This window comes from Bradyrhizobium sp. WSM4874 (assembly GCF_055811835.1).
Window position 1 is genome coordinate 60,554 of record NZ_JBVVPR010000025.1, and the last position, 25,336, is coordinate 85,889.

The 25,336-nt window shown below is 64.1% G+C and carries 25 protein-coding genes; 14 read left to right on the forward strand and 11 right to left on the reverse strand.

All coding sequences use genetic code 11. The annotated features are described in order from the left end of the window. Window positions 1–146: 146 nt before the first annotated feature. Window positions 147–1,499: an oxygen-independent coproporphyrinogen III oxidase gene (hemN, locus tag AC0L3P_RS24290; RefSeq protein ID WP_473305681.1), complete on the reverse strand. Its 1,353-nt coding sequence runs from the start codon at window positions 1,497–1,499 to the stop codon at window positions 147–149. A gap of 159 nt (window positions 1,500–1,658) precedes the next feature. Between hemN and AC0L3P_RS24295 the strand changes: the two genes are divergently transcribed. From AC0L3P_RS24295 to AC0L3P_RS24305, 3 genes are all read left to right on the forward strand, one after another. Next, the gene (locus AC0L3P_RS24295; protein WP_354059792.1) at window positions 1,659–1,865 is read left to right on the forward strand and encodes a hypothetical protein; all 207 of its coding nucleotides are present in this window, start codon (window positions 1,659–1,661) and stop codon (window positions 1,863–1,865) included. Between the two features lie 237 nt (window positions 1,866–2,102). Then, a complete protein-coding gene (nirK, locus tag AC0L3P_RS24300) occupies window positions 2,103–3,200 on the forward strand; it encodes a copper-containing nitrite reductase (RefSeq protein ID WP_473305686.1) in 1,098 nt (365 codons plus the stop codon). Window positions 3,201–3,251: 51 nt separating this feature from the next. Then, window positions 3,252–4,130 carry an SUMF1/EgtB/PvdO family nonheme iron enzyme gene (locus AC0L3P_RS24305; RefSeq protein WP_473305688.1) on the forward strand — a complete coding sequence of 293 codons (879 nt, stop codon included), beginning with the start codon at window positions 3,252–3,254 and terminating at the stop codon, window positions 4,128–4,130. Window positions 4,131–4,173: 43 nt separating this feature from the next. Here AC0L3P_RS24305 and AC0L3P_RS24310 read toward each other — a convergent pair whose 3' ends face one another. The 3 genes from AC0L3P_RS24310 to AC0L3P_RS24320 are packed head-to-tail and all read right to left on the reverse strand — an operon-like array spanning window position 4,174 to window position 6,208. Continuing rightward, the gene (locus AC0L3P_RS24310; RefSeq protein WP_473305691.1) at window positions 4,174–4,809 is read right to left on the reverse strand and encodes a GNAT family N-acetyltransferase; all 636 of its coding nucleotides are present in this window, start codon (window positions 4,807–4,809) and stop codon (window positions 4,174–4,176) included. A 22-nt stretch (window positions 4,810–4,831) separates the two neighbouring features. Beyond that, window positions 4,832–5,482, reverse strand: coding sequence for a CoA transferase subunit B (locus AC0L3P_RS24315; protein WP_473305693.1), 651 nt, complete (start codon window positions 5,480–5,482; stop codon window positions 4,832–4,834). 18 nt (window positions 5,483–5,500) lie between these two features. Continuing rightward, complete coding sequence (locus AC0L3P_RS24320) at window positions 5,501–6,208, reverse strand: CoA transferase subunit A (protein WP_007596238.1); 708 nt, start codon at window positions 6,206–6,208, stop codon at window positions 5,501–5,503. 288 nt (window positions 6,209–6,496) lie between these two features. On the opposite strand from AC0L3P_RS24320, the gene AC0L3P_RS24325 reads away from it, so the two are divergent. The 5 genes from AC0L3P_RS24325 (at window position 6,497) to AC0L3P_RS24345 (ending at window position 12,938) form a co-directional block, all read left to right on the forward strand. Further along, window positions 6,497–8,425, forward strand: a complete 1,929-nt coding sequence (locus tag AC0L3P_RS24325) for an AsmA family protein (protein ID WP_473305762.1) — start codon at window positions 6,497–6,499, stop codon at window positions 8,423–8,425. 206 nt (window positions 8,426–8,631) lie between these two features. Next, on the forward strand, window positions 8,632–10,017 hold the full coding sequence (locus AC0L3P_RS24330) for an ABC transporter substrate-binding protein (RefSeq protein ID WP_473305696.1): 1,386 nt from the start codon (window positions 8,632–8,634) through the stop codon (window positions 10,015–10,017). Between the two features lie 94 nt (window positions 10,018–10,111). Next, complete coding sequence (locus tag AC0L3P_RS24335; RefSeq protein ID WP_354059779.1) at window positions 10,112–10,984, forward strand: carbohydrate ABC transporter permease; 873 nt, start codon at window positions 10,112–10,114, stop codon at window positions 10,982–10,984. Then, window positions 10,981–11,832, forward strand: a complete 852-nt coding sequence (locus tag AC0L3P_RS24340; protein ID WP_007596245.1) for a carbohydrate ABC transporter permease — start codon at window positions 10,981–10,983, stop codon at window positions 11,830–11,832. The genes AC0L3P_RS24335 and AC0L3P_RS24340 overlap by 4 nt, the downstream gene beginning before the upstream one ends. Before the next feature lie 113 nt (window positions 11,833–11,945). Next, window positions 11,946–12,938 carry a hypothetical protein gene (locus tag AC0L3P_RS24345; protein ID WP_473305703.1) on the forward strand — a complete coding sequence of 331 codons (993 nt, stop codon included), beginning with the start codon at window positions 11,946–11,948 and terminating at the stop codon, window positions 12,936–12,938. Here AC0L3P_RS24345 and AC0L3P_RS24350 read toward each other — a convergent pair. From AC0L3P_RS24350 to AC0L3P_RS24370, 5 genes are all read right to left on the reverse strand, one after another. Continuing rightward, the gene (locus AC0L3P_RS24350; RefSeq protein ID WP_473305705.1) at window positions 12,871–13,683 is read right to left on the reverse strand and encodes an ABC transporter permease; all 813 of its coding nucleotides are present in this window, start codon (window positions 13,681–13,683) and stop codon (window positions 12,871–12,873) included. The genes AC0L3P_RS24345 and AC0L3P_RS24350 overlap by 68 nt on opposite strands. Window positions 13,684–13,687: 4 nt before the next feature. Next, window positions 13,688–14,602 carry an ABC transporter permease gene (locus AC0L3P_RS24355; protein WP_473305707.1) on the reverse strand — a complete coding sequence of 305 codons (915 nt, stop codon included), beginning with the start codon at window positions 14,600–14,602 and terminating at the stop codon, window positions 13,688–13,690. Continuing rightward, window positions 14,599–15,768, reverse strand: a complete 1,170-nt coding sequence (locus AC0L3P_RS24360; protein WP_473305709.1) for an ABC transporter ATP-binding protein — start codon at window positions 15,766–15,768, stop codon at window positions 14,599–14,601. Before AC0L3P_RS24360 ends, AC0L3P_RS24355 begins: the two co-directional genes overlap by 4 nt. 75 nt (window positions 15,769–15,843) lie before the next feature. After that, window positions 15,844–17,304: a glycerol-3-phosphate dehydrogenase gene (locus tag AC0L3P_RS24365; RefSeq protein ID WP_473305711.1), complete on the reverse strand. Its 1,461-nt coding sequence runs from the start codon at window positions 17,302–17,304 to the stop codon at window positions 15,844–15,846. A 39-nt stretch (window positions 17,305–17,343) separates the two neighbouring features. Next, complete coding sequence (locus AC0L3P_RS24370) at window positions 17,344–20,031, reverse strand: EAL domain-containing protein (protein ID WP_473305713.1); 2,688 nt, start codon at window positions 20,029–20,031, stop codon at window positions 17,344–17,346. A gap of 202 nt (window positions 20,032–20,233) precedes the next feature. On the opposite strand from AC0L3P_RS24370, the gene AC0L3P_RS24375 reads away from it, so the two are divergent. Next, window positions 20,234–21,337 carry an NAD(P)/FAD-dependent oxidoreductase gene (locus AC0L3P_RS24375; RefSeq protein WP_473305715.1) on the forward strand — a complete coding sequence of 368 codons (1,104 nt, stop codon included), beginning with the start codon at window positions 20,234–20,236 and terminating at the stop codon, window positions 21,335–21,337. Between the two features lie 166 nt (window positions 21,338–21,503). Here AC0L3P_RS24375 and AC0L3P_RS24380 read toward each other — a convergent pair whose 3' ends face one another. Further along, on the reverse strand, window positions 21,504–21,683 hold the full coding sequence (locus AC0L3P_RS24380) for a YdcH family protein (RefSeq protein ID WP_007596254.1): 180 nt from the start codon (window positions 21,681–21,683) through the stop codon (window positions 21,504–21,506). A 327-nt stretch (window positions 21,684–22,010) separates the two neighbouring features. Between AC0L3P_RS24380 and AC0L3P_RS24385 the strand changes: the two genes are divergently transcribed. The 3 genes from AC0L3P_RS24385 to AC0L3P_RS24395 all read left to right on the forward strand — a co-directional run bounded on the left by AC0L3P_RS24385 (window position 22,011) and on the right by AC0L3P_RS24395 (window position 22,827). Next, a complete protein-coding gene (locus AC0L3P_RS24385) occupies window positions 22,011–22,217 on the forward strand; it encodes a YdcH family protein (RefSeq protein WP_027519980.1) in 207 nt (68 codons plus the stop codon). Window positions 22,218–22,333: 116 nt separating this feature from the next. Next, window positions 22,334–22,552 carry a hypothetical protein gene (locus AC0L3P_RS24390; RefSeq protein ID WP_275169573.1) on the forward strand — a complete coding sequence of 73 codons (219 nt, stop codon included), beginning with the start codon at window positions 22,334–22,336 and terminating at the stop codon, window positions 22,550–22,552. A gap of 23 nt (window positions 22,553–22,575) precedes the next feature. Beyond that, the gene (locus tag AC0L3P_RS24395; RefSeq protein ID WP_354204743.1) at window positions 22,576–22,827 is read left to right on the forward strand and encodes a hypothetical protein; all 252 of its coding nucleotides are present in this window, start codon (window positions 22,576–22,578) and stop codon (window positions 22,825–22,827) included. Here AC0L3P_RS24395 and AC0L3P_RS24400 read toward each other — a convergent pair whose 3' ends face one another. Then, window positions 22,828–23,589, reverse strand: coding sequence for a GGDEF domain-containing protein (locus AC0L3P_RS24400; protein WP_354059758.1), 762 nt, complete (start codon window positions 23,587–23,589; stop codon window positions 22,828–22,830). It lies immediately after the preceding gene. 141 nt (window positions 23,590–23,730) lie between these two features. Here AC0L3P_RS24400 and purE point away from each other — a divergent pair, with 141 nt between their 5' ends. Together purE and AC0L3P_RS24410 are read left to right on the forward strand one after the other, a co-directional pair. Continuing rightward, the gene (gene purE / locus AC0L3P_RS24405; RefSeq protein WP_275169576.1) at window positions 23,731–24,219 is read left to right on the forward strand and encodes a 5-(carboxyamino)imidazole ribonucleotide mutase; all 489 of its coding nucleotides are present in this window, start codon (window positions 23,731–23,733) and stop codon (window positions 24,217–24,219) included. Then, window positions 24,216–25,322, forward strand: coding sequence for a 5-(carboxyamino)imidazole ribonucleotide synthase (locus tag AC0L3P_RS24410; RefSeq protein WP_473305725.1), 1,107 nt, complete (start codon window positions 24,216–24,218; stop codon window positions 25,320–25,322). Before purE ends, AC0L3P_RS24410 begins: the two co-directional genes overlap by 4 nt. Window positions 25,323–25,336: the final 14 nt, after the last annotated feature.

The window sequence follows — 25,336 nt, forward strand, 5'->3', positions numbered from 1 at the left end:
AGCGGGCGGCGGCTTCTTTGTTGGAGCGCAATCTGGTTGTCATTCCCGGGCGCGCGAAGCGCGAGCCCGGAATCCATCGGGCAGCAGACCAAGAGGTGAAATGGATTCCGGGCTCGCGCCAAGTGGCGCGCCCCGGAATGGCGGGACTACACCGCCCGGCTATGCAACTGCTTCGCGGGATCGAGATGCGCGTCGAATGCGGCGGCGACGCTGCGCACGAGAAAGCGCGAGTCCTTTGCGACTGCGATGCGGTCGCCGTCCAGTCTCACGACGCCGTCGGAAATCAGCGGCTGCAGACGCGACGCCGATTTCAGCATTGTCCCGGCCTCTGCGCCATGACGCGCGCAGATGTCGCCGAGATCGGCGCTGAACTCGCACATGATGCGTTCGATGATGTCGGCGCGCAGCCGGTCGTCGTCGGTGAGCCCATAGCCTTTCGCGGTGGCCAAATGGCCCGCGGCGATGCTCTGCGCATAGGCGCCGATCTGCACCTCGTTCTGGACATAGCCCTGCGGCAAATGTCCGATCGCGCTCGCGCCGAAGCCGAGCAGAACTTCGCTCTTGTCGGTGGTGTAGCCCTGAAAATTGCGCCGCAGCGTGCGTTGCTCGAAGGCCACGGCCATGGAATCGTCGGGCCGCGCGAAATGATCGAGCCCGATCTGCACGTAACCGGCCTCCTTCAACGCATTGGCGATCGCGCAGGCCTGGTCGTGGCGCCCAAGGCCGTCGGGTAGCACGGCCTCGTTGATCATGCGCTGGTGCTTCTTGAAAGCAGGCACATGCGCGTAGCCGAACACCGAGAAGCGGTCGGGCCCAAGCTCGAGCGAACGTCGCACCGTATCCAGGCACGAGGCAACGGTCTGGTGCGGCAGTCCATAGATCAGATCGAAATTGATCCCGTTGACGCCGGCGCGCTGGAGCATGTCGACGACGGAAGCCGTCTGCTCAAAACTCTGCACACGGTTGATCGCGCGCTGCACGACAGGGTCGAAGCTCTGCACGCCCAGGCTCGCGCGATTGACGCCGGAGAGCCGCATGGCCTCGACCATCTCGGCAGTCAGTGTGCGGGGATCGATCTCGACTGCAATCTCGGCCGACGGCAGCACGAAGAACGATTGGCGCATCGCCGCCATCAACTCGGCAAAAGCCTCCGGCGCCATGATCGTTGGCGTGCCGCCGCCGAAATGGATGTGCTCGACCTTGATGCGCCGGCCGATGGTCTCGGACACCTGCGCGATCTCGCTGCGCAGCGTACGCAGATAGGCCGCGATGAGACCGTCTCGACGAACGATCTGGGTATGGCAGCCGCAATACCAGCACATCTCGCGGCAGAACGGCACGTGCAGATAAAGCGACGCGCTGGCCAACGACGGGAGCTCCGCCAGCCACCGGGTGTAGGCACCCGCGCCGATCGCCGGCGAGAAATGCGGTGCGGTCGGGTAGCTCGTGTAGCGCGGCAGTCGTTCCTCGCCGTAACTCACCGCAAGATCGGCCCTCATATCCTACCCATTCGTCAATCAATGTTGCGCAGCGGGGCGGCGCATCCCGGATAGCGCTAAATTACCCGTTTTCGGGCGCGAAACCTTGCGCTCGCTCAAAGTCCGCGCACGGGATCGGAGCCATGGTGATATTTGATTATTGCCCTCTGGAGACAGGTTATGGCGTCGTTCGCGCTCGATCTCGTTCTGTGGCTCACCGGCGTTCGCGGCCATATCCCGCGCTTCGACGATTTTCGTCCCGTCCCCTCCACCCCTGCCGTTGGCGCCGGCCACCTGGTACGCGTGATGGTCATCACGGCCGCCGTCTTTGCCGCGCTGTCGCTCGCGGTTTGGGGGACGGTCTGGATTGCGATCCAGTTGCTCTAGTCGACTACAATCCATTCGCAATCGACGTAATTGAACATGCGAACGATTTACGGCCGGTGCGGCTGACGTCGGGCGCCGTCGCGTCTTTGGTATCGCCGATGCGATCTTCGACAAACTCCTAAGGATTTTTACCGGAGGCGAATACGGCAAAAGCTTGTTGCAGCACAAACACGCTTGCCGCGATCGGCGCACACTGCATTCCGTCATCAAGACCATTTCAGATGAAGGATGCTTCCAATGTTCACCCGCCGAGCCGCATTGATCAGCGCCGCCGCAACCGCCCTGATGCTGGCGACCCCCGCCTTGGCCGCCGACGATCTCAAACTGCCGCGCCAGAAGGTCGAGCTGGTCGCTCCGCCCTTCGTGCATGCGCACGAGCAAGCGACCAAGCAGGGCCCCAAGATCGTTGAGTTCACGCTCACGATCGAGGAGAAGAAGGTCGTCATCGACGAGAAGGGCACCACCTTCCAGGCGATGACCTTCAACGGCTCGATGCCGGGCCCGATGATGGTCGTGCACGAGGGCGACTACGTCGAAACGACGCTGGTCAATCCCGCAACCAACTCCATGCCGCACAACATCGACTTCCATTCCGCGACCGGTGCGCTCGGCGGCGGTGCGCTCACGCTGGTCAATCCCGGCGAGCAAGTCGTCTTGCGCTGGAAGGCGACCAAGACCGGCGTGTTCGTCTACCATTGCGCACCGGGCGGCCCGATGATCCCCTGGCATGTCGTCTCCGGCATGAACGGCGCCGTGATGGTGCTGCCGCGCGACGGCCTCAACGACGGCAAGGGCCACGCGCTGAAATACGACAAGGTCTACTATGTCGGCGAGCAGGACATGTACGTGCCGCGCGACGACAAGGGCAATTTCAAGTCCTATGAATCGCCGGGCGAAGCCTTCACCGACACCGAAGAGGTGATGAAGAAGCTGATCCCCTCCCATGTCGTGTTCAACGGCAAGGTCGGCGCGCTCACCGGCAAGAACGCGCTCACCGCCAATGTCGGCGAGAACGTGCTGATCGTGCATTCTCAGGCCAATCGCGACAGCCGTCCGCATCTGATCGGCGGCCATGGCGACTATGTCTGGGAGACCGGCAAGTTCTCCAACGCGCCGGAGACCGGGCTCGAGACCTGGTTCATCCGCGGCGGCTCGGCGGGAGCTGCGCTGTACAAGTTCATGCAGCCCGGCATCTACGCCTATGTCACGCACAATCTGATCGAGGCCGCCGACCTCGGCGCCACCGCGCACTTCAAGGTCGAAGGCAAATGGAACGACGATCTGATGATGCAGGTGAAGGCCCCTGCCGATATCCCGGCCCCCAACACCAACTAGACGCGACGAGGGGCGGGTGATGACCGGCCCCTTTTTCCTTGGGGAACGACCATGCTGATCGCATTCAAGCTGAAACTGTTCCTCGCCTGCGCCGCCGGGCTCGCAGGGCCGATCGCGGTAGCGCCGCTGGTGTCGGACATCGGGCCTGGCGGCACCGTGACGGAGCCCGCCATCGTCAGGGTCGCACCAGGCAGCCTGTCCTATCGAGAGGCCGGCGATTTCACCCGTGGCGGGCAGCAGGCGGAAGCGCCGCTGAGCGCGATGCGCTTCGAGAGGCCGCTGCACATCATGCGGCATCAGGTCTCGTCATCCGACTACCAGATTTGCGTGCAGGAGGGGGCTTGTCGCGCGCTTGATCGCGGCGTGGCAATCGTCTCCGATCGGCCTGCGGTGCAGGTGAGCTGGCACGATGCCGAGGCTTATGCAGCATGGCTATCGCGCAAGACCGGTCACAGCTACCGCCTGCCGAGCGACGCGGAATGGGCGTTTGCGGCCGGCTCCAGATTCAGGGATGACGGCCTTCCGGTGGACGCAGCAGATCCATCGAAGCGCTGGATCGGCCGCTACGAGCGTGAATCCGAGCGCGACCTCTTCGACACGACGGCCTATCGGTTCGGCAAGTTCGGTTCGAACGAGCACGGCATCGAGGATCTCGCCGGCAATGTCTGGGAGTGGACCTCGACCTGCTTCGTGCGCTCGCGGATCGACGAGGCCGGCAATGCCGGCCGCCCCACCGTGAATTGCGGCGTGCGGATCGCCGAGGGCGCGCACCGCGCCTATGTCACCGATTTCATTCGCGACGCCCGTGCCGGCGGCTGCGCGCAAGGCGTCCCGCCCGCCAATCTCGGCTTCCGCCTGGTTCGCGAGGAAACGTCGTGGGTCGCCAGCGTGTCGGCGCGGTGGAGCAAGACGTGGGCAGCGAGGTCGTGAGGGATCGTAGCGTCATGGCCTTCGCCAGCACGACACCGGGAATTCACATCGCCCGCGCGAACATGCGAAAGCCCGGCGCACCGATGATCGCCTCGAAGGCCGGATCGCGCTTCTCCTCGGCAAGGACGAAGCCGGCCTTGGCATAAGCGCGCTCGGCCGGCTCGTTGCCGATCAGGAACGATATCGTCGCCCGGGTAAATCCAGCTGCCCGCCCCTTCTCCAGCGCATGCGCGATCAGTGACTGCACCAGGCCGCGGCCGCGATAGGCGGGATCGGTCGCGACATGCTCGATCATCCAATCGCCCTCGCCGCCCTGAACCCAGCAGGCGCGCGTGTAGCCGCCACGTTGACGAATGGCCTCCAGCTCTGCCGCGGCGAGCCCGGACGCGGCTGCGACTTCCTCGATCGCACGCCAAGCCGCTGGTCCCGTGCCGGCCGCCGGTAGCGCACACAAGGCGGCAGCAGGCTTGCCATCGATCTCGGCGACCAGAAATTGCGAGACGTGCCACATCGACACCGCTCGGGCGGCTGCGACGCGCGCGATGAATTCGCGGCACTGTGTTTCAGGCCAGCCGAGCGCAACGTCGAACCAGCCGCGCTGCCGGTAGCCGCGCTGCGATGACAGGATGCTTTGTGCGATGAAATCAGCGTCTTCGGGACGCGCAGACCGTATCGTCATGCGCGCCCCTTTTGCGAAAACCTTACGTATTCTTCAGCGCGACGCGGAATTCGGCTTCGGTCTTGGCCTTGACCTCGTCGAGCGAGACGCCGTCGGCGAGCTCGATCAGCGCCATGCCGCCGCTGCCGTGCTTGTCGATGGAGAAGACAGCCAGGTCAGTCACGACCATGTCGACCACGCGCTCGCCGGTCAGCGGCAAATTGCACTGCTTCAGGAGCTTTGGACCGTCCTTGGCCGAATGCTCCATCACCACGACCACGCGCTTGACGCCGGCGACGAGATCCATCGCGCCGCCCATGCCCTTGACCATCTTGCCGGGGATCATCCAGTTGGCGAGATCGCCGTTCTGGGCCACCTGCATGGCACCGAGGATCGACAGATCCATGTGGCCGCCACGGATCATGCCGAAGGAATCCGCGCTCGAGAAATACGAGGTCGACGGCAGCTCGCTCACGGTCTGCTTGCCGGCGTTGATGAGATCGGCGTCCTCTTCACCCTCATACGGGAACGGGCCCATGCCGAGCATGCCGTTCTCGCTCTGGAGGCTGACGTCCATGCCGTCCGGGATGTAGTTCGAGACCAGCGTCGGGATGCCGATGCCGAGATTGACGTAATAGCCGTCACGCAGTTCCTTCGCGGCGCGCGCAGCCATCTGTTCACGGGTCCAGGCCATGTGGTTCTCCTGATACGCTTAAGCGGCGGTGCGCGGGCGGGTGTTGCGGAATTCGATGCGCTTCTTGGCCGTTCCGACCTCGACGATGCGCTTTACGAAAAGACCGGGCGTGTGAATGTGGTCGGGATCGAGTTCGCCGGCCGGAACCAGATGCTCGACCTCGGCCACCGTGACCTTGGCGGCGGTCGCCATCATCGGGTTAAAATTGCGCGCGGTCTTGCGGTAGATGAGATTGCCGGCGGTGTCGCCCTTCCAGGCGTGGACGATGGCGAGGTCGGCGAACAGGCCGCGCTCCATCAGGTATTTCTGTCCGTCGAATTCCTTCACTTCCTTGCCCTCGGCGATCAGCGTGCCGACGCCGGTCTTGGTGTAGAAGGCCGGAATGCCGGCGCCGCCGGCGCGGATGCGCTCGGCCAGCGTGCCCTGCGGATTGAATTCGAGTTCCAGCTCGCCGGCGAGGAATTGCTGGGCAAACAGCTTGTTCTCGCCGACATAGGACGAGATCATCTTCTTGATCTGTCGGGTTTCGAGCAGGCGGCTGAGGCCGATGCCGTCGACGCCGGCATTGTTTGAGACCACCGTCAGGTCCTTGACGCCGGAGTCGCGGATCGCGTCCGACAGCGTCTCGGCGATGCCGCAGAGGCCGAAGCCGCCCGACATGATCATCATGCCGTCTTTCAGAACGCCCTCGAGAGCCGACTTGGCGTCGGGATAGACCTTGTTCATGCAAAAAACCTCGACTGAACCTTCGGCTTGCAGGCGTCGCGCCTTATTGGCGGCGATTATTAGGCGAAATCGTCCAAAGCCGTCAATGATACGGGGTTCTCCGCTCCGCCGCTGGGTGATAGAAGCTGCCCAAGCTGTGGGCGCAACCGTTCCCGCGGCCTTGAAAGCGACAAGAAAACCCATCAACTTTCGGCACTTAACACAATAGGTCTTGGGCGTGGGGCGCGCAGGTTTCCCGGCCCGCCTTCTGGCTCCAGCGACCAACTCGATCAGGACATGCCATTGACCATGGCCCAAGGAATGAAGCGCCTCGGGACGCCGATCGCGGCGCTGCTCGGCGTGGCGCTGATCGCCCTGATCGCGACCTCATGGCTCATCAACCGCGACGCGCTGCGCAAGGCTGTGGAAACGCAGATCCGCGACGTCACCGGGCTCGAGGTCAATGTCGCAGGCGCGATCGACATTTCGGTGCTGCCGGCAAGCTACATCTCCTTCCATGACGTCGGCCTGAAGGGCGGCGGCACCAGCGACCCCGCGCTCCGTGTCGACGTGCTTACTGCGAACCTGCGGCTGCTGCCGCTGCTGCTGCAGCGGTTCGAGATCGCCGACCTGACGCTGTTGCGGCCGCGCATCCATGTCAGCCTGAAGCCGGACGGCGAAAGCAACTGGACGCCGTTCATCCAAACCATCGCGCGCACCATGAAGCCCGGCGCCGAGAATCAGGTGTCGTTCTCCGAGATCCGGATCCAGGACGGCGTGCTCAATTACGAGGACGCTGCCACGCACGGCACCGAGAAGTTCGAGGACATCGACCTGTCGCTGGCCTGGCCCTCGATCTCGCGCTCCTTCGCCGCGACCGGACAGTTCGACTGGCGCGGCGAACGGGTCGACGGCTCGATCAGCTTTTCCGATTTCGTCGCCGCCCTCTCCGGCGAGCGCTCGGGGTTGAAGGCGCGGATCGCGAGCGCGCCGCTCAAGCTCGCCTTCGACGGCAACGTCGCCAACCGCACCAGCCCGATGATGGAGGGCACGCTCACGATCGACAGCCCGTCCTTGCGCAACGCGTTGCGCTGGACCGGCCAGCCGCAGCCCGCCAGCGGCGGCTTCGGCCGCTTCGCGCTGAAGGCGCGCGCCAATGTCGTCGGCGCATCGATCGCGCTCACCAACGTCAATGTCGAGCTCGACGGCAACACCGCCGAGGGCGTGATGACCTACGCCAATAATGGCCGGCAGACGCTGCAGGCGACGCTCGCAGCCGACGCGCTCGACTTCACACCCTACATCTCGACCTTCCGCCTGCTCGCGAGCGGCGCGCGCGACTGGAACAGGCAGCTGTTCGACCTCAACGCCCTGTCGACCACCGACCTCGACATGCGCCTGTCGGCAGCCAAGCTGACGGTCGGGGCGTCGAAACTCGGCCGCACCGCGATCGGCGCGAATCTACGCAACGGCACGCTGGCGCTCTCGGTCGGCGAGGCCCAGGTCTATGGCGGCATCGCCAAGGGCTCGTTCGGCATCGCGCGCTCCGACACCGTCGCCGACATCAAGGCGCAATTCCAGTTCACCGACGTCGACCTTCAGGCCTGCGCCGCCGAGCTGTTCGGTATCAACAAGCTGTCCGGCCGCGGCAACATCAACGTCTCGCTCCTCGCGTCCGGCTCGAGCCCGTTCGGCCTCGTGCAGTCGCTCGACGGCAGCGCCACCGTGACCGGGCATGACGGCGCGATCTCGGGCTTCAATGCCGAGCAGCTCCTGAAGCGGCTCGAGCGCCGGCCGCTGTCCGGTGGCGGCAATTTCCGCAACGGCTCCACCCCTTACGACAATCTCACCATCGCGGTGAAGTTCTCCGACGGTGTCGCCACCGCCGAGGACATTCGCGTCGAAGGACCTGCAGCGAAGATCACGATGACCGGCACCGCCTCGGTGCCGACGCGCGAATACGACATGAAGGGCGTGGCCAGCCTCAACAGCGCGTCGGGGTTCGAATTGCCCTTCGTGGTGCAGGGCCCCTGGGATGACCCCCTGGTCTTTCCCGATCCGGAAAGCCTGATCCGCCGCTCGCCGGCCTCTGCGCCCCTGCTCGACATGCTGAAGGACCGCAAGCCGGGCGACGCGGTGCGCTCCGCGATCGAGCGCATCACCGGCACCGGAAAACGTCCCGCACCGGCCGAATCGCCGACGGCGCAGAACGCCAAGGAAGGCGCGAAGTCCAATTAAGCACGGCGATCAAGCGGCACCAGCCGATCGTGCGAATTGATCAGGGCGCATTGATGCGGCGATTGGATCGATGCGCACATTAAGCATCTCCACAGGGCGATCCCCCACGACCTATGTCTGACAAGAAGCCGCTAGATCGTACCACGGCCATGCGCTAGTGTTTTATACGACCGGTTAAAAACACCGGCCGTTTGAGGGAGAAAAACGTGAAATCCAAGGTTATTGGCGCAGTATCACTGGCGGTCGCTGCGGCCGGGCTGTTCGCAGCCGCTGCACCCGCATTTGCGCAGCAGAAGACGATTACGGTCTGGTGGGGCAAGGGCTTCTACCGCTCCGAAGACGACGCGCTGATCGAGACGATCAAGAGGTTCGAAGCCAAGACTGGAATCAAGGTCGAATTGTCGCAGTACGCGATCCAGGACATGATTCCGAAGACGGTCGCCGCGCTCGATGCCGGCACCGTGCCCGATGTCGCCTATTCCGATTCCTATGACGTGCAGGCGCAGGGCAAGTGGGCCTATGAGGGCAAGCTCGAGGACCTCTCGGAAGTCATGGAGCCGATCAAGGGCCGATTCGTGCAGAACACGCTGGACGCCTCGATCCTCTATAACGATGTCACCAAGAAGAAGGCCTATTACGGCTTCCCGCTGAAGCAGCAGAGCATGCATGTCGAGATCTGGAACGACATGCTGGAGAAGGCCGGCTTCAAGCTCGCCGACATCCCGACCGACTGGGAAGGCTACTGGACGTTCTGGTGCGACAAGGTGCAACCGGGAATCCGCAAAGCCACCGGCCAGCGCATCTACGGCGTCGGCCAGCCGATGGGCGTGGAATCCACCGATGCCTTCCAGTCGTTCTACACCTTCATGGACGCCTACCACGTCAAGCTGGTCGACGACGACGGCAAGCTCACCGTCGACGATCCCAAGGTCCGCGAGAACCTTATCAAGGCGCTGAAGGACTACACCGACACCTATATCAAAGGCTGCACGCCGCCGTCCTCCACGACCTGGAAGGATCCGGACAACAACGTCGCCTTCCACAACAAGACAATCGTGATGACCCACAACTTCACGATCTCGATCGCGGCGAAATGGTTCGAGGATTCCCAGAACCAGGCACTCACGCAAGAGCAGCGCGACGCCGGCAAGAAGGCCTATGAACAGGACATCGTCACGGCGTCCTTCCCCAAGGCGCCGGATGGTTCGACCATCCGCTACCGCTCCGACGTCAAGACCGGGCTGGTCTTCACCGCGGCCAAGAACAAGGCTGAGGCCAAGCAGTTCATCAGCTTCCTGCTCCAGGAAGAGAACGTCCGGCCCTATATCGAGGGCGCGCTCGGCCGCTGGTTCCCGGTGACGAAGGAAAGCCAGGCCAGCCCGTTCTGGCAGGCCGACAAGCACCGCAAGGCGGTCTACGCCCAGTTCACCGGCGGCACCGCTGCGTTCGACTTCACCAAGAACTGGAAGTTCACGATTCTCAACAACGAGAACGTGTGGGCCAAGGCGATGAACCGGGTGGTCAGCGAGAAGGTTCCAGTCGACAAGGCCGTCGACGAACTGATCGCCCGCATCAAGCAGGTCGCGGGTTAAGTCATCATCCCCTCGCCCCGCCCTGGGGGTGAAGTTATAACAACAGTACCGGCCGCGTTTCGCGGCCGGCAACTCTTTGAAGAGTCCAACAAGAATGGCGATTACGCTCTCTGGTGATCAGTCGATCCCCGCACCGCCCTTGTCGTCGCGGCTGACCCCGGCGCAAATCTGGGGCATCGTGCTGCTCGCACCCTATTTGCTCGTTTTCCTCGCCTTCGTCGTCTACCCCGTCTGTTACGGGTTATGGCTGGCGCGGGCTCCGTCGAATTATGTCGCGCTCTATCACGACCCGATCTTTGCGCGCGCCGCCGTCAACACGCTGATCTTCCTGGTCATCGGCATCAACATCAAGATGCTGATCGCGCTGTTCCTGTCCGGCTTCTTCGCGCAGCAGCGCACCTGGATCAAATGGCTCTCCGTGGTCTTCATCCTGCCCTGGGCAGTGCCGTCGATCCCGACCATCCTGTCGGTGCGCTTCATGTTCAACCCCGAATGGGGCATGGTCAACCACCTCATCTTCTCCTTGACCGGCGATGACGGTCCGAACTGGCTGAACGACCCGACGGTGGCGCTGACCATGGCGATCGGCGTCCACATCTGGAAATCGCTGCCGTTCTGGACGCTGATTCTGATGACCGGACGGCTTGCGATCGCGCACGACCTGTTCGAGGCCGCAGAGGTCGACGGCGCGAGCTGGTGGCAGAAATTCCGTTACATCACCTGGCCGTCGCTGCAGACCCTCTACATCACCTGCACGCTGCTCTCGATGATCTGGACGCTCGGCGACTTCAACAGCGTCTATCTGCTCACCGGCGGCGGCCCGGCCGACCTCACCCACGTGTTGTCGACGCTCGGCATCCGCTATCTCCGGCTCGACCAGCTCTCGCTCGCGATGGCCTCCATCGTCTGCGCGATACCGTTCGTCCTGCCGCTGATGTACTTCATGATGAAACGGTTGTCGCGATGAAGCTTCCCTCTCTCCGTGACGTCGCGACCGAGGCGCGGCTGCTCCTGATCGGCATTCCCGTCCTGCTCTGGACGATGATACCGATCTATCACATGTTCCTGTTCGCGATCTCGCCGAAGGAGGACGCGTTCTCGGGCAAGCTGTGGCCGGATCATCCGACGCTGCACAACTTCGAAATCGTGTTCAAACAGCAGCATTACTTCCTGCGCGACTTCTATGTGCAGTTCTGGAATTCGCTGGTGATCGCGGCGGCCGTCGGCGTGCTGACGCTGGTCATCGCGACCGCGGCGGCGTTCTCGATCTCGCGGCTGCGCGTGCCCGGCGGGCGCATCGTGATGAACCTCGCGCTGTTCACCTATTTCATCCCGGCGGCGTTCCTCGCGGTGCCGATGTATCGCACCATGGGCAATTACGGCCTGCTCAACAATCATTGGTCGCTGATCCTGGCCATGGTGACGATCGCCAGCCCTTACGCGATCTGGGTGCTCAAGCAGGCCTCCGACAAGCTGCCGGTCGAGCTGGACGAGGCCGCCGTGATGGACGGCGCGACGACCCTCCAGATCTTCCGCCTGGTCTATTTGCCGCTGATGATGCCCTCGCTGGTTGCGATCGGCACCTACGCGGTGCTGCTCGCCTGGAACGAATACCTCTACGCGTTCCTGCTGCTCTCGAACGACCGCGAGATCACACTGCCGGTCGCGCTCGGCAACTTCCTGGCCGCCGACGACTCGCCGTGGGAGCTGCTGATGACGACCGGCTTCATCTACGCGCTACCGCCGGCGGCGATCTACTACGCTTTCCGCCGCTACATGGTGGGCGGGCTCACGGCAGGTGCGGTGAAGTCCTGACGCAACAGGACGGATCGGGTCGCCACAAGCAAGGCGCTTGAGCAGCCCAGCGGACAATTGCAAGTTGTTCGCGTCTGCTCTAACTTGCGTCCCGCAAAGCCGGCGGGGCGCTCATGCGCAGCAACGATGCACTCCATCTTGGCCTGATGCTCGGGGCGCTCGCGGCGTCCTATCTGGTGCCGTTCGAGCTGTTGCTGCTGGCCTATGTTGTGCTCGGCCCGGCGCATTATTTCACCGAGATCTCATGGCTGCACGATCGCAGCTACTATCTGCCTCACCGCGGGATTGCCGCTGTCCTGGCGGTTGTCGCCGTGGTCGCGGCCCTGATCGACAATGCGTCATGGTTCGGCTTTGCGATGTGGGGCGCGCTGATCGTCTGCGCCATGCTGGCGGCGACCACCTCGGCGATCGAGAGCATGCTGCTGTTCATGGCGGCAATCGCGCTGTCCGCCATCATGTATTCGAGCGGGTCGTCACTCGCGGTCATCGGCATCCTGATTCCGACCCTGATCCACGTCTGCCTGTTCACGCTGATTTTCATGGTGCTCGGTGCCTACCGACCCGGCAGCCGCGTGCAGGCCGCGCTGGTGGCTGTCTACCTCGTCGCGATCGCCACGATCCTGCTGCTGCCGCCGACGGCCGAAATCCGGATCACGAGCTTTGCCCGCGTCGGACAGGATTACTTCGGCAATCTCGGCCCGGCCCTCGGCCGCCTGTTCGGCGTGCCAGGACTCGTCCTCGACGTCAGGCTGACCAGCCTGCTCGCCTTCGTCTACACCTATCACTATCTCAACTGGTTCATCAAAGCCGACGTGATCCGCTGGACCGCTGTGCCAAAGGCGCGGCTGGCGGCGATGGCCGGCGCCAGCGCCGTCTCGACCGCGCTGTATTTCTACGATTACGCCTTCGGCTTCACCTTCCTGCTGGCGCTGAGCCTGATCCACATCCTGCTCGAATTTCCGCTCGACAGCCTTGCGCTGCGGCAGCTTGGCGCTGCGGCTCAGGACGCGTCTCGCGCATGGTTAACCGGACGAACGGCTACAGCGGCGCCGCGCTCTCGCCCTGCGAGCTCGACAATTTCGAGGCGAGCGAGGCGATCACGATGACGACCGCGATCAAGGCGATCACCAGCGTGCAGATCGCGTTGATCTCGGGCTTCACTCCCAGCCGCACCTCCGAATAGATCCGGATCGGCAGCGTCGCCGAGCCCGGGCCGGTGGTGAAGCTCGCGATCACGAGATCGTCCAGCGACAGCGTAAAGGCGAGCATCCAGCCCGCGACGATCGCGGGCGCGATCAGCGGCAGCGTCACGGCCACGAACGCGCGCACCGGATCGCAGCCGAGATCCATCGCGGCCTCTTCCAATGAACGGTCGAGCGAACCGAGGCGGGACTGCACGACGACGGCGACGAAGCACATCGTCAGCGTGGTGTGCGCGATCGTCACCGTCCAGAAGCCGCGCTCGGCATTCAGCGCCACGAACAGCAGCAGCAGCGACAAGCCGGTGATTACCTCCGGCATGACCAGCGGCGCATAGAGCATGCCGGAGAACAGGGTGCGGCCGCGGAACCGCTCGCCGCGCGACAGGGCCACTGCGGCGAGCGTGCCGATCAGGGTCGCAATGGTCGCCGACGAAACGGCGACGCGCAGGCTCATCCAGGCCGCCTCGATCATGGCGCGATCATTGAAGAACTCGTGATACCAGCGCAGCGACCAGCCACCCCACACCGTCACCAGCCGCGAGGCGTTGAAGGAATAGATGACGAGGATCAGGATCGGCAGATAGAGGAAGGCCAGACCCAGCGCGAGCGAGGCGACGTTGAAGCGGGACAGGCGGGAGACCTTGCGCATCGCCTCACCGACCCTGTTCCAGCTGACGCTTCTGCAGCCGTTCATACAGCAGCAGCGGCACCAGCAGCACCACCAACAGCACGATGGCCGCGGCCGAGGCGACCGGCCAGTCCTTGTTGGTAAAGAATTCGAGCCACAGCGTCTGGCCGATCATCAGGGAATTGGAGCCGGCCAGGAGATCCGGAATGACGAACTCGCCGACGATGGGGATGAAACATAGCAGCACGCCGGCGCCGACGCCGGGCAGCGACAGCGGGAAGGTGACCAGCCAGAACACCTGCCAGCGCGGCGCGCCGAGATCGGAGGCGGCCTCCTCCAGCACCGGCTCCATTTTCGCCAGCGTGGCGTAGAGCGGCAGGATCATGAACGGCAGATAGGAATAAACGATGCCGATATACATCGCGCTGTCGGTCGAGAGCCACACCACCGGCTGGCCGACCAGATGCAGCGCCAGCAGGATCTGGTTGAGCAGGCCGTCGTGCTGGAGGATGTTGATCCAGGCATAGATGCGGATCAGGAACGAAGTCCAGAACGGCACGATCACCAGCACCATCGCCACGGCCTGCCAGCGCGCCGGCAGCCGCGCCATGCCGTAGGCGACGGGATAGCCGATCAGGAGCAACAGCGCGGTCGCGGTGACGGCGACGGTGAGGCTACGCACATAGGCGAACACGTAGATGTCGTCGGAGGCGAGCAGCTTGAAATTGTCGGTCGAGAGCGCGGCAAAGGCGGCCTTCAGCGCCCCCCATCCCGCCATCAGGTCGAACACCGGCTCGTAAGGCGGCTGCGCGATCGCCGTCTGCGACAGGCTGATCTTCAGCACGAAGCCGAACGGCACCAGGAAGAACAGCACCATCCAGACATAGGGCGCTATCGCGGCAAGGCGAGCCGGTCGCGCAAAAATGCGGCGCGCGCTCATGACGGCAGCACCACGCAGTCGTCGGGCGTGAACCAGGCGACGACAGGCTGGTTCAGGCTGTAGGCGTCGACGTCGAGGCGCGCGCTGTTGGCGACCGAAGCCTGCAGCATCCCGCCGGCGCCGAGGTTCACCTTGTAAGTGGTGGTGCCGCCGAGATAACAGATGTCGGCGATCACGCCGTCCAGCTGGTTGATCGCCGTTCCATGACCGGCTTCCCTCACCGGACCACGGCGCGACAGCTTGACCTTCTCGGGGCGGATCGCAACCGATAATCTGACCTCACCGAACGGCTCGCGCGGCTCCGCCACCACCAGCGGTCCCGCATCGCGCGTGCCGATGACCAGACGATGACCGTCGCGCAATTTGGACTCGGCGTCGAACAGGTTGATGTCGCCGACAAACTCCGCGATCCAGCGCGAGCGTGGCGCCTCGTAGAGTTCGCGGGGGGTCGCGACCTGCGCGAGCTTGCCGTCCCTCATCACGCCGATCCGGCTCGCCATCGTCATCGCCTCTTCCTGATCGTGGGTGACGATGATGAAGGTCATGCCGAGCCGGCGTTGCAGCTCCATCAGCTCGCCTTGGGTGCTTTCGCGCAACTTCTTGTCCAGCGCTGCGAGCGGCTCATCGAGCAGAAGCAGTTGCGGGCGTCGCGCCAGTGCGCGCGCCAACGCCACGCGCTGGCGCTGACCGCCGGAGAGCTGGTCGGGCTTGCGCTTCTCGAGCCCGTCGAGCTTTACCAGCGCAACCATCTCCGCGACACGCGTGGCAATGTCGGCGCGTGCCATGCCGGCGCGCTTCAGGCCGAAGGCGATGTTGTCGCGCACCGACAAGTGCGGAAACAGCGCGTAGTTCTGGAACATCATGTTGATCGGCCGCTCATGCGGCAGCGCCCGCGCGATGTCCTTGCCGCCGAGCAGGATGCGCCCTTGATCCGGCGCCTCGAAACCGGCGAGCATGCGCAGCAGCGTGGTCTTGCCGCAGCCGCTGGGCCCGAGCAGTGCAAAGAACTCGCCGGCCTTGATGTCGAGCGACACGCCGTCGACCGCACGGAACGTCCCGAACGTCTTGGCGACGCCCTCAATGCGCAGCAGCGGCTCGCCGGCCGCGAACTGCCTCTCTCCGACCGCCTCCGCAATAGCGTCTGTTCCGGGCAACTCGTCAGTCATGGTCCCTGCCAACCCCAATCCCGCCGCACGCTAGCGGCCGATCGTTCCTCACTCAACCGGTTAGAGGCGGTTCGTTCACATCGGATTCGCCATGAACGCAGCCAGCGCATCGCATCCCTCCGCCGACATCGTCAGGCCGAGCTTGGAGCGGCGCCACAGGATGTCCTCGGGAAAACGCGCCCATTCGTGGGTCATGAGATAGCGCACCTCCGCGCCGGTCAACTCGGGACCGAAGGCGGGGCCGAGATCGTCGCGGGTCTTCGCCTCGGCAAGCACAGCCGATAGCCGCGAGCCATAGGCCGCGACGAGGCGTTGGGCCTGAGTTTCGGAGAGAAAACGCCAGCGATCACGCGCAAGATCGACCTCGGTGTCGAAACAATCCCAGGCAAAGTCTCCGCCGGGTAGCGCCGCGCCAGCCGTCCAGGGCGGCGACATCGGATAGAACGGCGTCAACTTCGCCACCGCGCGCTCCGCCCGCAGGCGCGAGGTGGTGACGTCACCGCCGAACATCGTGATCAGCGGCGCCTTGCGCCGCCGCGCGTGGAACAACGTCGTGCCGTCACGCCCGCGCGCGGACGCCAGCGTCAGGTTGACGCCGGAGACCGCGCGCACCACGTCGGTCGGCGCGACGCGCTCGCGGAAATAGCGACTGGCCGCTTCGCAGAGATAGTTGACGTCCGCTCCCGGCATCGCGACGATCGCGGGATCGCCGGTGAAATCGTGCGTGACTGTGCCGATCAGCGTGAAATCGCGCTCGACAGGGCTCGCGAAAATCAACCGGCCATCACTGTTCTGGAAGACGTAGACGTTATCGGAATCAAAGAGCCGCGGGACGATGATCTGGCTCATCTGCATCGCCGCCATGGCGGGTTGCGGCTGCCGCAGCACGGTCTCGGCGACCATCGACGTCCAGCCGCCGGTGGCATTGGCCAGTGCCCGGGCCGTGATCGTGCGGCGATGGCCGCGGTCGACCACCGCGAGCCGCCATGTGTCGGTCCGATCGGCACGCACACAGCGCGCTCCAGTCCGAATCACGGCGCCGCGCTCGGCCGCATCAAGTGCCGTGAGCACCACCAGCCGGGAATCGTCGACGACGCAGTCCGAATATTCGAAGGCGGTGCCGAACGGTCGTTTCAGCGCGTTGCCGACCGGATGATGCGTGATGTCGAGGGTCGCCGTTGCAGGCAGGCCGCTCCGGCTGGTGAGGCTGTCGTAGAGGAATAGGCCAACGCGCAGCAGCCATGGTGGGCGCTCGTCGGAATGCGCCGGGATCACGAAGCGCATCGGCCGAACCAGATGCGGTGCGATCCGGAGCCAGGTCCGGCGTTCGGCGAGCGCCCGGCGCACCCGTCCGAAGCCGCGCCGTTCCAGGACCGAGAGATCGCCGTGGATCAGCCGCGGTGTTGCCGAGGACGCCGCGCCGCCCAGATCGCCCTGCTCCAACAGGATGACCCGCAGGCCGCGGCCGGCGGCATCGCGCGCGAGGCTGACACCGTTCAGGCCGCCGCCGATGATCGCAAGGTCGTAATCCGTCATGAAGCCGTCGAATGGGAGCGAAAGAAGCGCCCATCCTCACTAGCCGGTCTTGAGCGCAAGCTCCATGACTTCGGCGCGACCGACGAGGCCGGCATATTTCCCGATCGGCAGGGGCTTGCCGAGCAGATAGCCCTGCACGCCGTCACATCCTTCCGCGGCGAGGAAGGCGAGTTGTTCGAGCGTCTCGACGCCCTCGGCAACGATCGACATGTCCAGGCCATGGCCGAGATCGATCACCGCGCGTACGATCGCCGCCGATTGCGGGTTGCGGCCGAGATTGATGATGAAGGCGCGGTCGATCTTGATCTTGTCGAACGGGAACGCCTGGAGATAGCTCAGCGAGGAATAACCGCTGCCGAAATCGTCCATGGAAATGCGCACGCCGAGCGCCTTGAGCCGGCGCAACAGCGCAAGACCGCGATCAAAGTCCTCGATCAGCACGCCCTCGGTGATCTCGAGTTCCAGCCGGCCGGGTGCGAGACCCGTCTCGATCAGGATGGAATGGACGAGCCCGACCACGTCGCCGTGCATGAACTGCGCCGGCGACAGGTTGACCGCGATCTGAAGCGGCGTCGGCCAGGACGCGGCCTCGCGGCATGCCTCGCGCAGGATCCACTCGCCCATCTCGACGATCAGGCCGCTTTCCTCTGCGATCGGAATGAATTCGGCCGGGGAGACCTGGCCGCGCACCGGATGCTGCCAGCGTGCCAGCGCCTCGAAGCCGATGATCTCGCTCTCCGCGACGCTATTGCCGGCGGCTCCCTGCGGCTGGAAGGCGAGCGAGAGCTCGCCGTTCTTGATCGCCATCGAGAGGTCCTGGTGCAGCACGCGGCGATCGCGAATCTGCTGGTCCATCTCCGGCTGGAACAGGCTGATCGTGCCGCGCGATTTCTGCTTGGCGCGGAACAGCGCCGCGCCGGCATTGGCGAGCAGCGAGGCGGCGTCGGCGCCGTTGTGCGGGAAGATCGACATGCCGGTGGTGACACCGGCGCGGACCGGGCGGCCGTCGATCTGGAATTCCTCGGCGATGGCTTTACCGATCTGCTGCGCCAGCGCGAGACCTGCCTCCGGCTGCTTGCCGTCGATGATCAGGCCGAACTCGTCGCCGGACAGGCGCGCCACCACGCCGCCGCGCGCGGAATCCTGGAGCCGCTGGGCCACCTCGACCAGGAGCTTGTCGCCGTGCGCATGACCGAAGACGTCGTTGATCTCCTTGAGGCCGTCGAGATCGACGCACAGAACCGCGAACTCTTCGCCGGTGCCCTCGCAGGCCTCGATCATCTGGGTCAAAGCCTGCAGGAAAGCGGCACGGTTCGGCAAATCGGTGAGGCCATCGTGATAGGCCATATGCGCCATGCGCGACTCGGTCTGCCGGCGATCGGTGACGTCCTCGTGGGTCTTGATCAGATATTGCGGCTCGCCGGTGTCGCTCAGCACGGTGGCACGGCGAGTGAGGAACAGCCGCAGCCCGTTCTTTGTGGAGATCGGGTGCTCTTCGGTGATCATCCCACGCTTCTTGATCGCGGCTTCGTCGCGCGCGATGATCAGCTTGGCTTCCTTGGGATTGAAGATGTCGGACGCGGTCAGGCCCGTGGCTTCCTCGCGCCTGCGGTTGAGGATCGTCTCCGCGCTGCGGTTGGCGAGCAGATAGCGGCCGTCCTTGACCTGCTCGACGATCAGGGCCACCGGGATGTTGTCGACCACGAGCTCCAGGAACTTCTTCGTGCTCTCCAGCTCCTGCGACAGCGAGCGGCGGTCGGTAATGTCCTCGAACACCACCAGCAGAAATTCAGGCTTGTTGCTCTCGTTGCGAACCACGATCCGGATCGAGGCTACCATGCGCTGGGTCGCGCCGCGCTCGACCTCGAATTCGTTGCGGTACTGGCCGGCGGGCGCGATCAGCGCCGCCCGATCGGTCGCCTCGATGGTGGCCGCCGAATTTGGCCCGAACAGTTCGCGCGCGTTCTTGCCGACAACCTGGTCCCGCGAAAATCCCCAGAAGCGCTCATAGGCGCTATTGGCGAAGATGTAGCGACCATCATCGATGTTCTTCGCGGCCACGCAGGCCGGCACGTGGTCCAGCAATGTTTCCAGGAACTGCTTGGTGGAGGCGAGCTGCCGAGACAGCCTGCGCTGCTCGCTGACGTCCAGATGCGTCGCCACCGAGCCGCCGTTGGGCAGCACGAAATACTTTACCAGGATGGCCCGGCCATCCGGCAGCTCGGTGATCAAGCCGTTGGTGCTTGCCGCTTTCTCGTAGAACTCCTCGTCGGAGGCGCCGCCGAGCACTCCGCGCTTGCGTCGCAGCTCAAGGATGTCATGGCCGGTCATTCCGGCCCAGATGTCCGACCGCATCAAGCCGTAGATATCGAGATAGCGGTCGTTGCAGAAGATGATGCGCCGTTGCGCATCCGTCATCACCACGCCCTGGTTAAGGTTGTTCATCGCGGATGAGACGAAGGCATTGCGCCGCAGCTGCAGGCGCCTGGTCCGGCGCAGCGAGGAATGGATCCACAGCGCGACCGCGACGAGGAACGAGCAGATCACGACGCCCGCGATCAGGGCTTCCCAGATCACGTCGGGATCGAGGTGGCCGAGATAGCTCGGAGGAGTGAAGCTGTCGGAGAGGGCAAAGGCGCGCGCAGGCGTCACCGCTGCGAACAGGCACACGACGGCCTGCACCGCAATCGGAAGCGCGCTGCCCGCGTGCCAGTTCTTCTCAGCCATCAGCCACCCGCGATTTCAACGTCGGATTGTCTGGCCTCGCGGGTTTGGATCGGGTAAACGCCTGTACGCGCAACGGAAAAATGTGGCATCAAATACGGCAATTGCCCTGACATGATAAATGCTTCCTTAACGGAAAACGCCCCCGCGCCGCCGTCCCCAGGCGTGAGGCCATCGTCGCTTCGAACGGACGTCCTGCACAACCATGGATAGGGTCGACTGCGTTGTCATCGGAGCCGGCGTGATCGGGCTCGCGGTGGCTCGAAAGCTGGCGCAGGCCGGGCGCGAGGTGATCGTGCTCGAGGAAGCCGAGGCCATCGGCACCATCACCTCCGCGCGCAACAGCGAGGTGATTCATGCCGGCATCTACTACCGCGCCGGAAGCTGGATGGCGCGCATGTGCGTCGACGGCAAGCACGCGCTCTACCGTTACTGTTCCGAGCGCGGCATCCCGCACAGGAATTGCGGCAAGCTGATCGTCGCGACCAATCCGAAAGAGACCGAGAAGCTGCAATCGATCAAGGCGCATGCCGAGGCCAACGGCGTACTCGACATGCAGCTGCTCGCGGGCGATGCGGCATCTGCGCTGGAGCCGGCGCTCGCCTGCGACGCCGCGCTGCTGTCGCCGTCGACCGGCATCATCGACAGCCACGCCTACATGCTCTCGCTGCGCGGCGAAGCCGAGGACGCGGGCGCGGCCTTCGCGTTTCACACCCCGCTGATCCGTGCCAAGGCAACCGCCGGCGTGATCGAGATCGAGGCGGGCGGCGAAGCGCCGATGACGCTGCAATGCAGCCTCCTCGTCAACGCCGCCGGGCTCTCGGCGACCGCGGTGGCGCGCAACATCGAGGGCATGCCGCTGGAACGGATTCCGACGGCCTACCTCGCCAAGGGAAACTACTTCAGCTGCAATGCCAGGGCGCCGTTCTCGCACCTGATCTATCCGGTGCCAGAGCCCGGTGGCCTAGGGGTGCATCTGACGCTGGACATGGCAGGGCAGGCACGTTTCGGCCCCGACGTCGAGTGGATCGAAACGATCGACTATGAGGTCGATCCGTCGCGCGCCGAACGCTTCTACCCGGCCATCCGCAAATACTGGCCGACGCTGCCTGACGGCGCGCTCATGCCGAGCTATTCGGGCATCCGTCCGAAGATCGTGCCGCCGGCGGTGGCCACGCAGGATTTCTTGATGCAAGGTCCGCGCGATCACGGTGTCGAAGGCCTGATCAATCTGTTCGGCATCGAGTCGCCGGGATTGACGTCATCGCTCGCGATCGCGGATCACGTCGCCGAGCTCGCAAACATCTAGTGTTCTAAAGCGAAGTGGATTGCGGTTGCGCGTGAAGAACCGCGCCCAGACACGAATCTAGAGCCGCGCAAATCCTTGCACGATGCACCTCGCAGCAGGGATGAGCGCAAAGGCTCCCATCCCTGCCAGAAAGGGTACGTTCAACTCTACGCTGTTGCAGGGGTTACTAGTGGAGCGTGTCGCCGTGCCTGAGACGCTCGATCTGGTCCTTGACCATCAACTTCCGGCGCTTCAACTCAACAATTTGCAGGTCGTCTGTTGAAAGGTGCACGAGAGCTTCGTGCAATTCGTTTTCGAGAGTTTTATGCTTCCGTTCCAATTCAACCAGATGTGCCTGAATTGTCATTCGAAACCTCCTCGGTAGGGGGGAACCTTGGATTCGACCGGACAACGAAGTGTACATCACCGATTCGTTCTGTCGATGGGTATCCGTCGTCGCACTGTCATTTTTGAAAATTCATATGTAACGAAGCGTGAGTAAGGGAACCACGCGGGATAAATCCGTGATATCAATGCGCTTGCGCAACTCGAGAGCGACCGCAGAAATATCTCGCGGGAGATCGACGCGGGACAGCCCGAGATCGCTTGCGATCACGGCGCGCAAGGACGATAGTTTCCACAGGGCATCCACAGCCTTAATCTCACGCCTATCGGTTTTTCGGCCACCGCAGACATGACCAATGAAGATGCGCGCGAACTCGAATCCGAGCTCGCCCGGTTGCACCAGGAACACCGAGATCTCGATGCGGCGATCGATGCACTGCATCAATCGCCCGCCCCCGACCTGTTGCGGTTACAGCGGTTGAAGAAACGCAAACTGTTGTTGCGTGACCGTATCGCGTTCATCGAAGACCAGATCACGCCCGACATCATCGCCTGATCCACAGGTAGAACTTTAGGGCGGCCCCGCCGCACCTGAATCCGCTTGACTCGAAAGGAACAAAATAAGAACATTTGAGCACCAACGCCCCGGAAAACCGTCCAAGGAAAACGCAGATGTCGGCAACCGTCCTTCTCGACAACAGCCATTATGAACAGGCCTGCGATCAGGCGATCGCGATGTGCGACGGCAATCTGCGCAGCACCATCAAGGCGCTAATCATGGCCAACGAATATCTGGAGGCCGAGCTGGAGGAATTGCAGGCGGCGATTTCCGCCGGCTGCATTCCGGAGACCTCGCGCAGCAAGATGCGGAGCAAGAGCAGCGCCGCCTGAGCTGTCAACTATCGGAGCCGACCATGTCCGATGTCACCTACTACGTTGCATTACCCTTCCTCACCGACGAGGACGGATCGCCGGTCGCAGGTGCGGCCGAGGAATGCCAGAGCGTGGCGGCCGCGTTACGGCGCGCCGAGATTATGTCGCACGGCGCCGGCCACACCGGCGCGGTCGCGTTCAGCCGCAGCGGCGATCCCATGACCGGCGAATTCGGTGACGCCAAACTGCTCCGCAGCTTCGGCAACGTACCGAAAGACCTCGGCACGCTGTAATTAGCTGCTGACGAGCCTGATGCGCGGCTCGTGCCGCCGATGGGCCTTGCGCACATACATCGCAGCATCGGCCTCCTCCAGGGCGCGCGCGGCGTCGGACTGCACTCCGAGCAGGGCGACCCCGGCGGAGGCGCCCGCGCTCACGTGCTGCCCGCGAAAGACAAAGGACAATTCGTCGATGGCCTGCTCGAAGCCCGCGGCCTTCGCCTTGGCATCGGTCTCGCTGAGGTTCCAGAGCAGCAGCGCGAACTCGTCGCCGCCGAGCCGGCCGACCACATCCGAGGCGCGGATCTGCCGCGTCAGCGTGGTGGCAATCGCCTTCAGCACCTCGTCGCCAGCCGCATGGCCGAAGGAATCGTTGATCGGCTTCAGCCGATCAACGTCGAGCACGATAAGGGCGCCGCTGGCGCGGTAGCGCTTCATGTAGGCGACGGCGCGTGCGAGCTCGCGTTCGAAGCCGCGCCGGTTCGGAATTTCGAGCAGGAAGTCGGTGTCGGCGGCCGCCTCCAGCTCCGCGACCCGCCGCAGCGCCCCCTTGAGCTTGCTCCGGAGGTCGCGGATGGTCGCGTTGATGGCCGGCTTGGCGCCGTCACTGGCAGACGCTTCGCGCCGCGGCGGCCTGCTCGGACGCCGCGCTGGACTCTTGGCAGGACTCTTGGCCGGACTCTTGCCCTGACGCTTGGGAGCAACTTTGGAGCGACGGGCGCTGATTTTCGGGCCCTTTTTGGCCTTCGCAGCGCTCGCCCTTTTCGGTTTCTTCATGGGCATCCTGCTCAATGAAGGCTTGCGGGGATTCACCAAGACAGGATAGTGCATTCCCTTCTCCTTGCCACCGCCTTGCGAGCCACCGGCCGGAACCGCTAATCTGGCCTATCTTCCTGTTTTTCGAGCACAATTGACGTCATGACCGCGCCAATCGCCATCATCATGGGAAGCCAGTCGGACTGGGACACGATGCGGCATACCGCCGACACGCTTGCAGCGCTCGGCGTTGTCACCGACACCCGCATCGTTTCGGCACACCGCACCCCCGACCGGCTGTTTGCGTTCGCCAAGGGCGCCAAGGCGGCTGGTTACAAGGTCATCATCGCCGGCGCGGGTGGCGCAGCCCATCTGCCCGGCATGGCGGCTGCGCTGACGGAACTGCCCGTGTTCGGCGTTCCCATCGAATCCAGGACGCTCAAGGGCATCGATTCGCTCTATTCGATCGTCCAAATGCCCGCAGGCATCCCGGTCGGCACCCTCGCCATCGGCAAGGCCGGCGCCATCAATGCGGCGCTACTGGCGGCAGCCGTGCTGGCCTTGTCCGACCCGGCCTTGTCCGACCGCCTCGCCGCCTGGCGCAAGGCGCAGACCGAGGCCGTGGCCGAGCGCCCGGAGGACAAGGCGTGACTGACGCAAAGCAGGTGAAGCTGAAGCCCGGCGACACCATTGGCATCCTCGGCGGCGGACAATTAGGGCGGATGCTGGCGATGGCGGCGGCCCGGCTCGGCCTGCGCTGCCAAGTGTTCTCGCCCGATCCGGACTCACCGGCCTTCGACGTCGTCCTGAATGCGACCTGCGCCGAATATGCCGATGTCGAAGCGCTCGAGCTGTTCGCCAACGACGTCGACGTCATCACCTACGAATTCGAGAACGTGCCGTCCGCGGCCGCGATGGTGCTGGATGCTCGTCGCCCGGTGCTGCCCAACCGCAAGATCCTCGAGACCACCCAGGACCGGCTCGCCGAGAAGGATTTCGTGACGCGGCTGGGCATCGGCACAGCCGCCTATGCCGACGTCACCTCGGTCCCGTCGTTGCGCGAGGCAATCGCCAGGATCGGCCTTCCGGCGGTGCTGAAGACCCGCCGCTTCGGCTATGACGGCAAGGGCCAGGCTATCATCCGCGAGGGCGACGACATCGCGAAAGTGTGGACCAGTCTCGCCACCAAATCGGCGATCCTGGAAGCCTTCGTGCCCTACGAATGTGAGATTTCCGTCATCGCCGCCCGCTCGGCCACAGGCCAGGTCGAGTGTTTCGACGTCACCGAAAACGAGCACCGCGACCACATCCTGAAGATCTCCCGTGCGCCCGCCCGGATCCCGGATGTGCTCGCCGAGGAAGCGCGCAGCATTGCCGGCAAGATCGCGGGCGCGCTCGATTATGTCGGCGTGCTTGCCGTCGAGATGTTTGTGCTCGCCAGCGGCACCGGACCCAAGGTGCTGGTCAATGAGATCGCTCCGCGCGTGCACAATTCCGGACACTGGACGCTCGACGGTGCGTCCGTCTCGCAGTTCGAGCAGCACATCCGCGCCATTGCCGGCTGGCCTCTCGGCAAGCCCGTGCGCCACGGCGAAGTCGTCACCATGACCAATCTGATCGGCGACGAGATCAACGAGTATGACAAGTGGCTGAGCGTGCCGGGCGCGACCGTGCACATCTACGGCAAGGGCGCGCCGCGTCCCGGCCGCAAGATGGGCCACGTCACTGAAGTGCGACCCACGACTGGCAAGTAACGGGACCGCGGCGC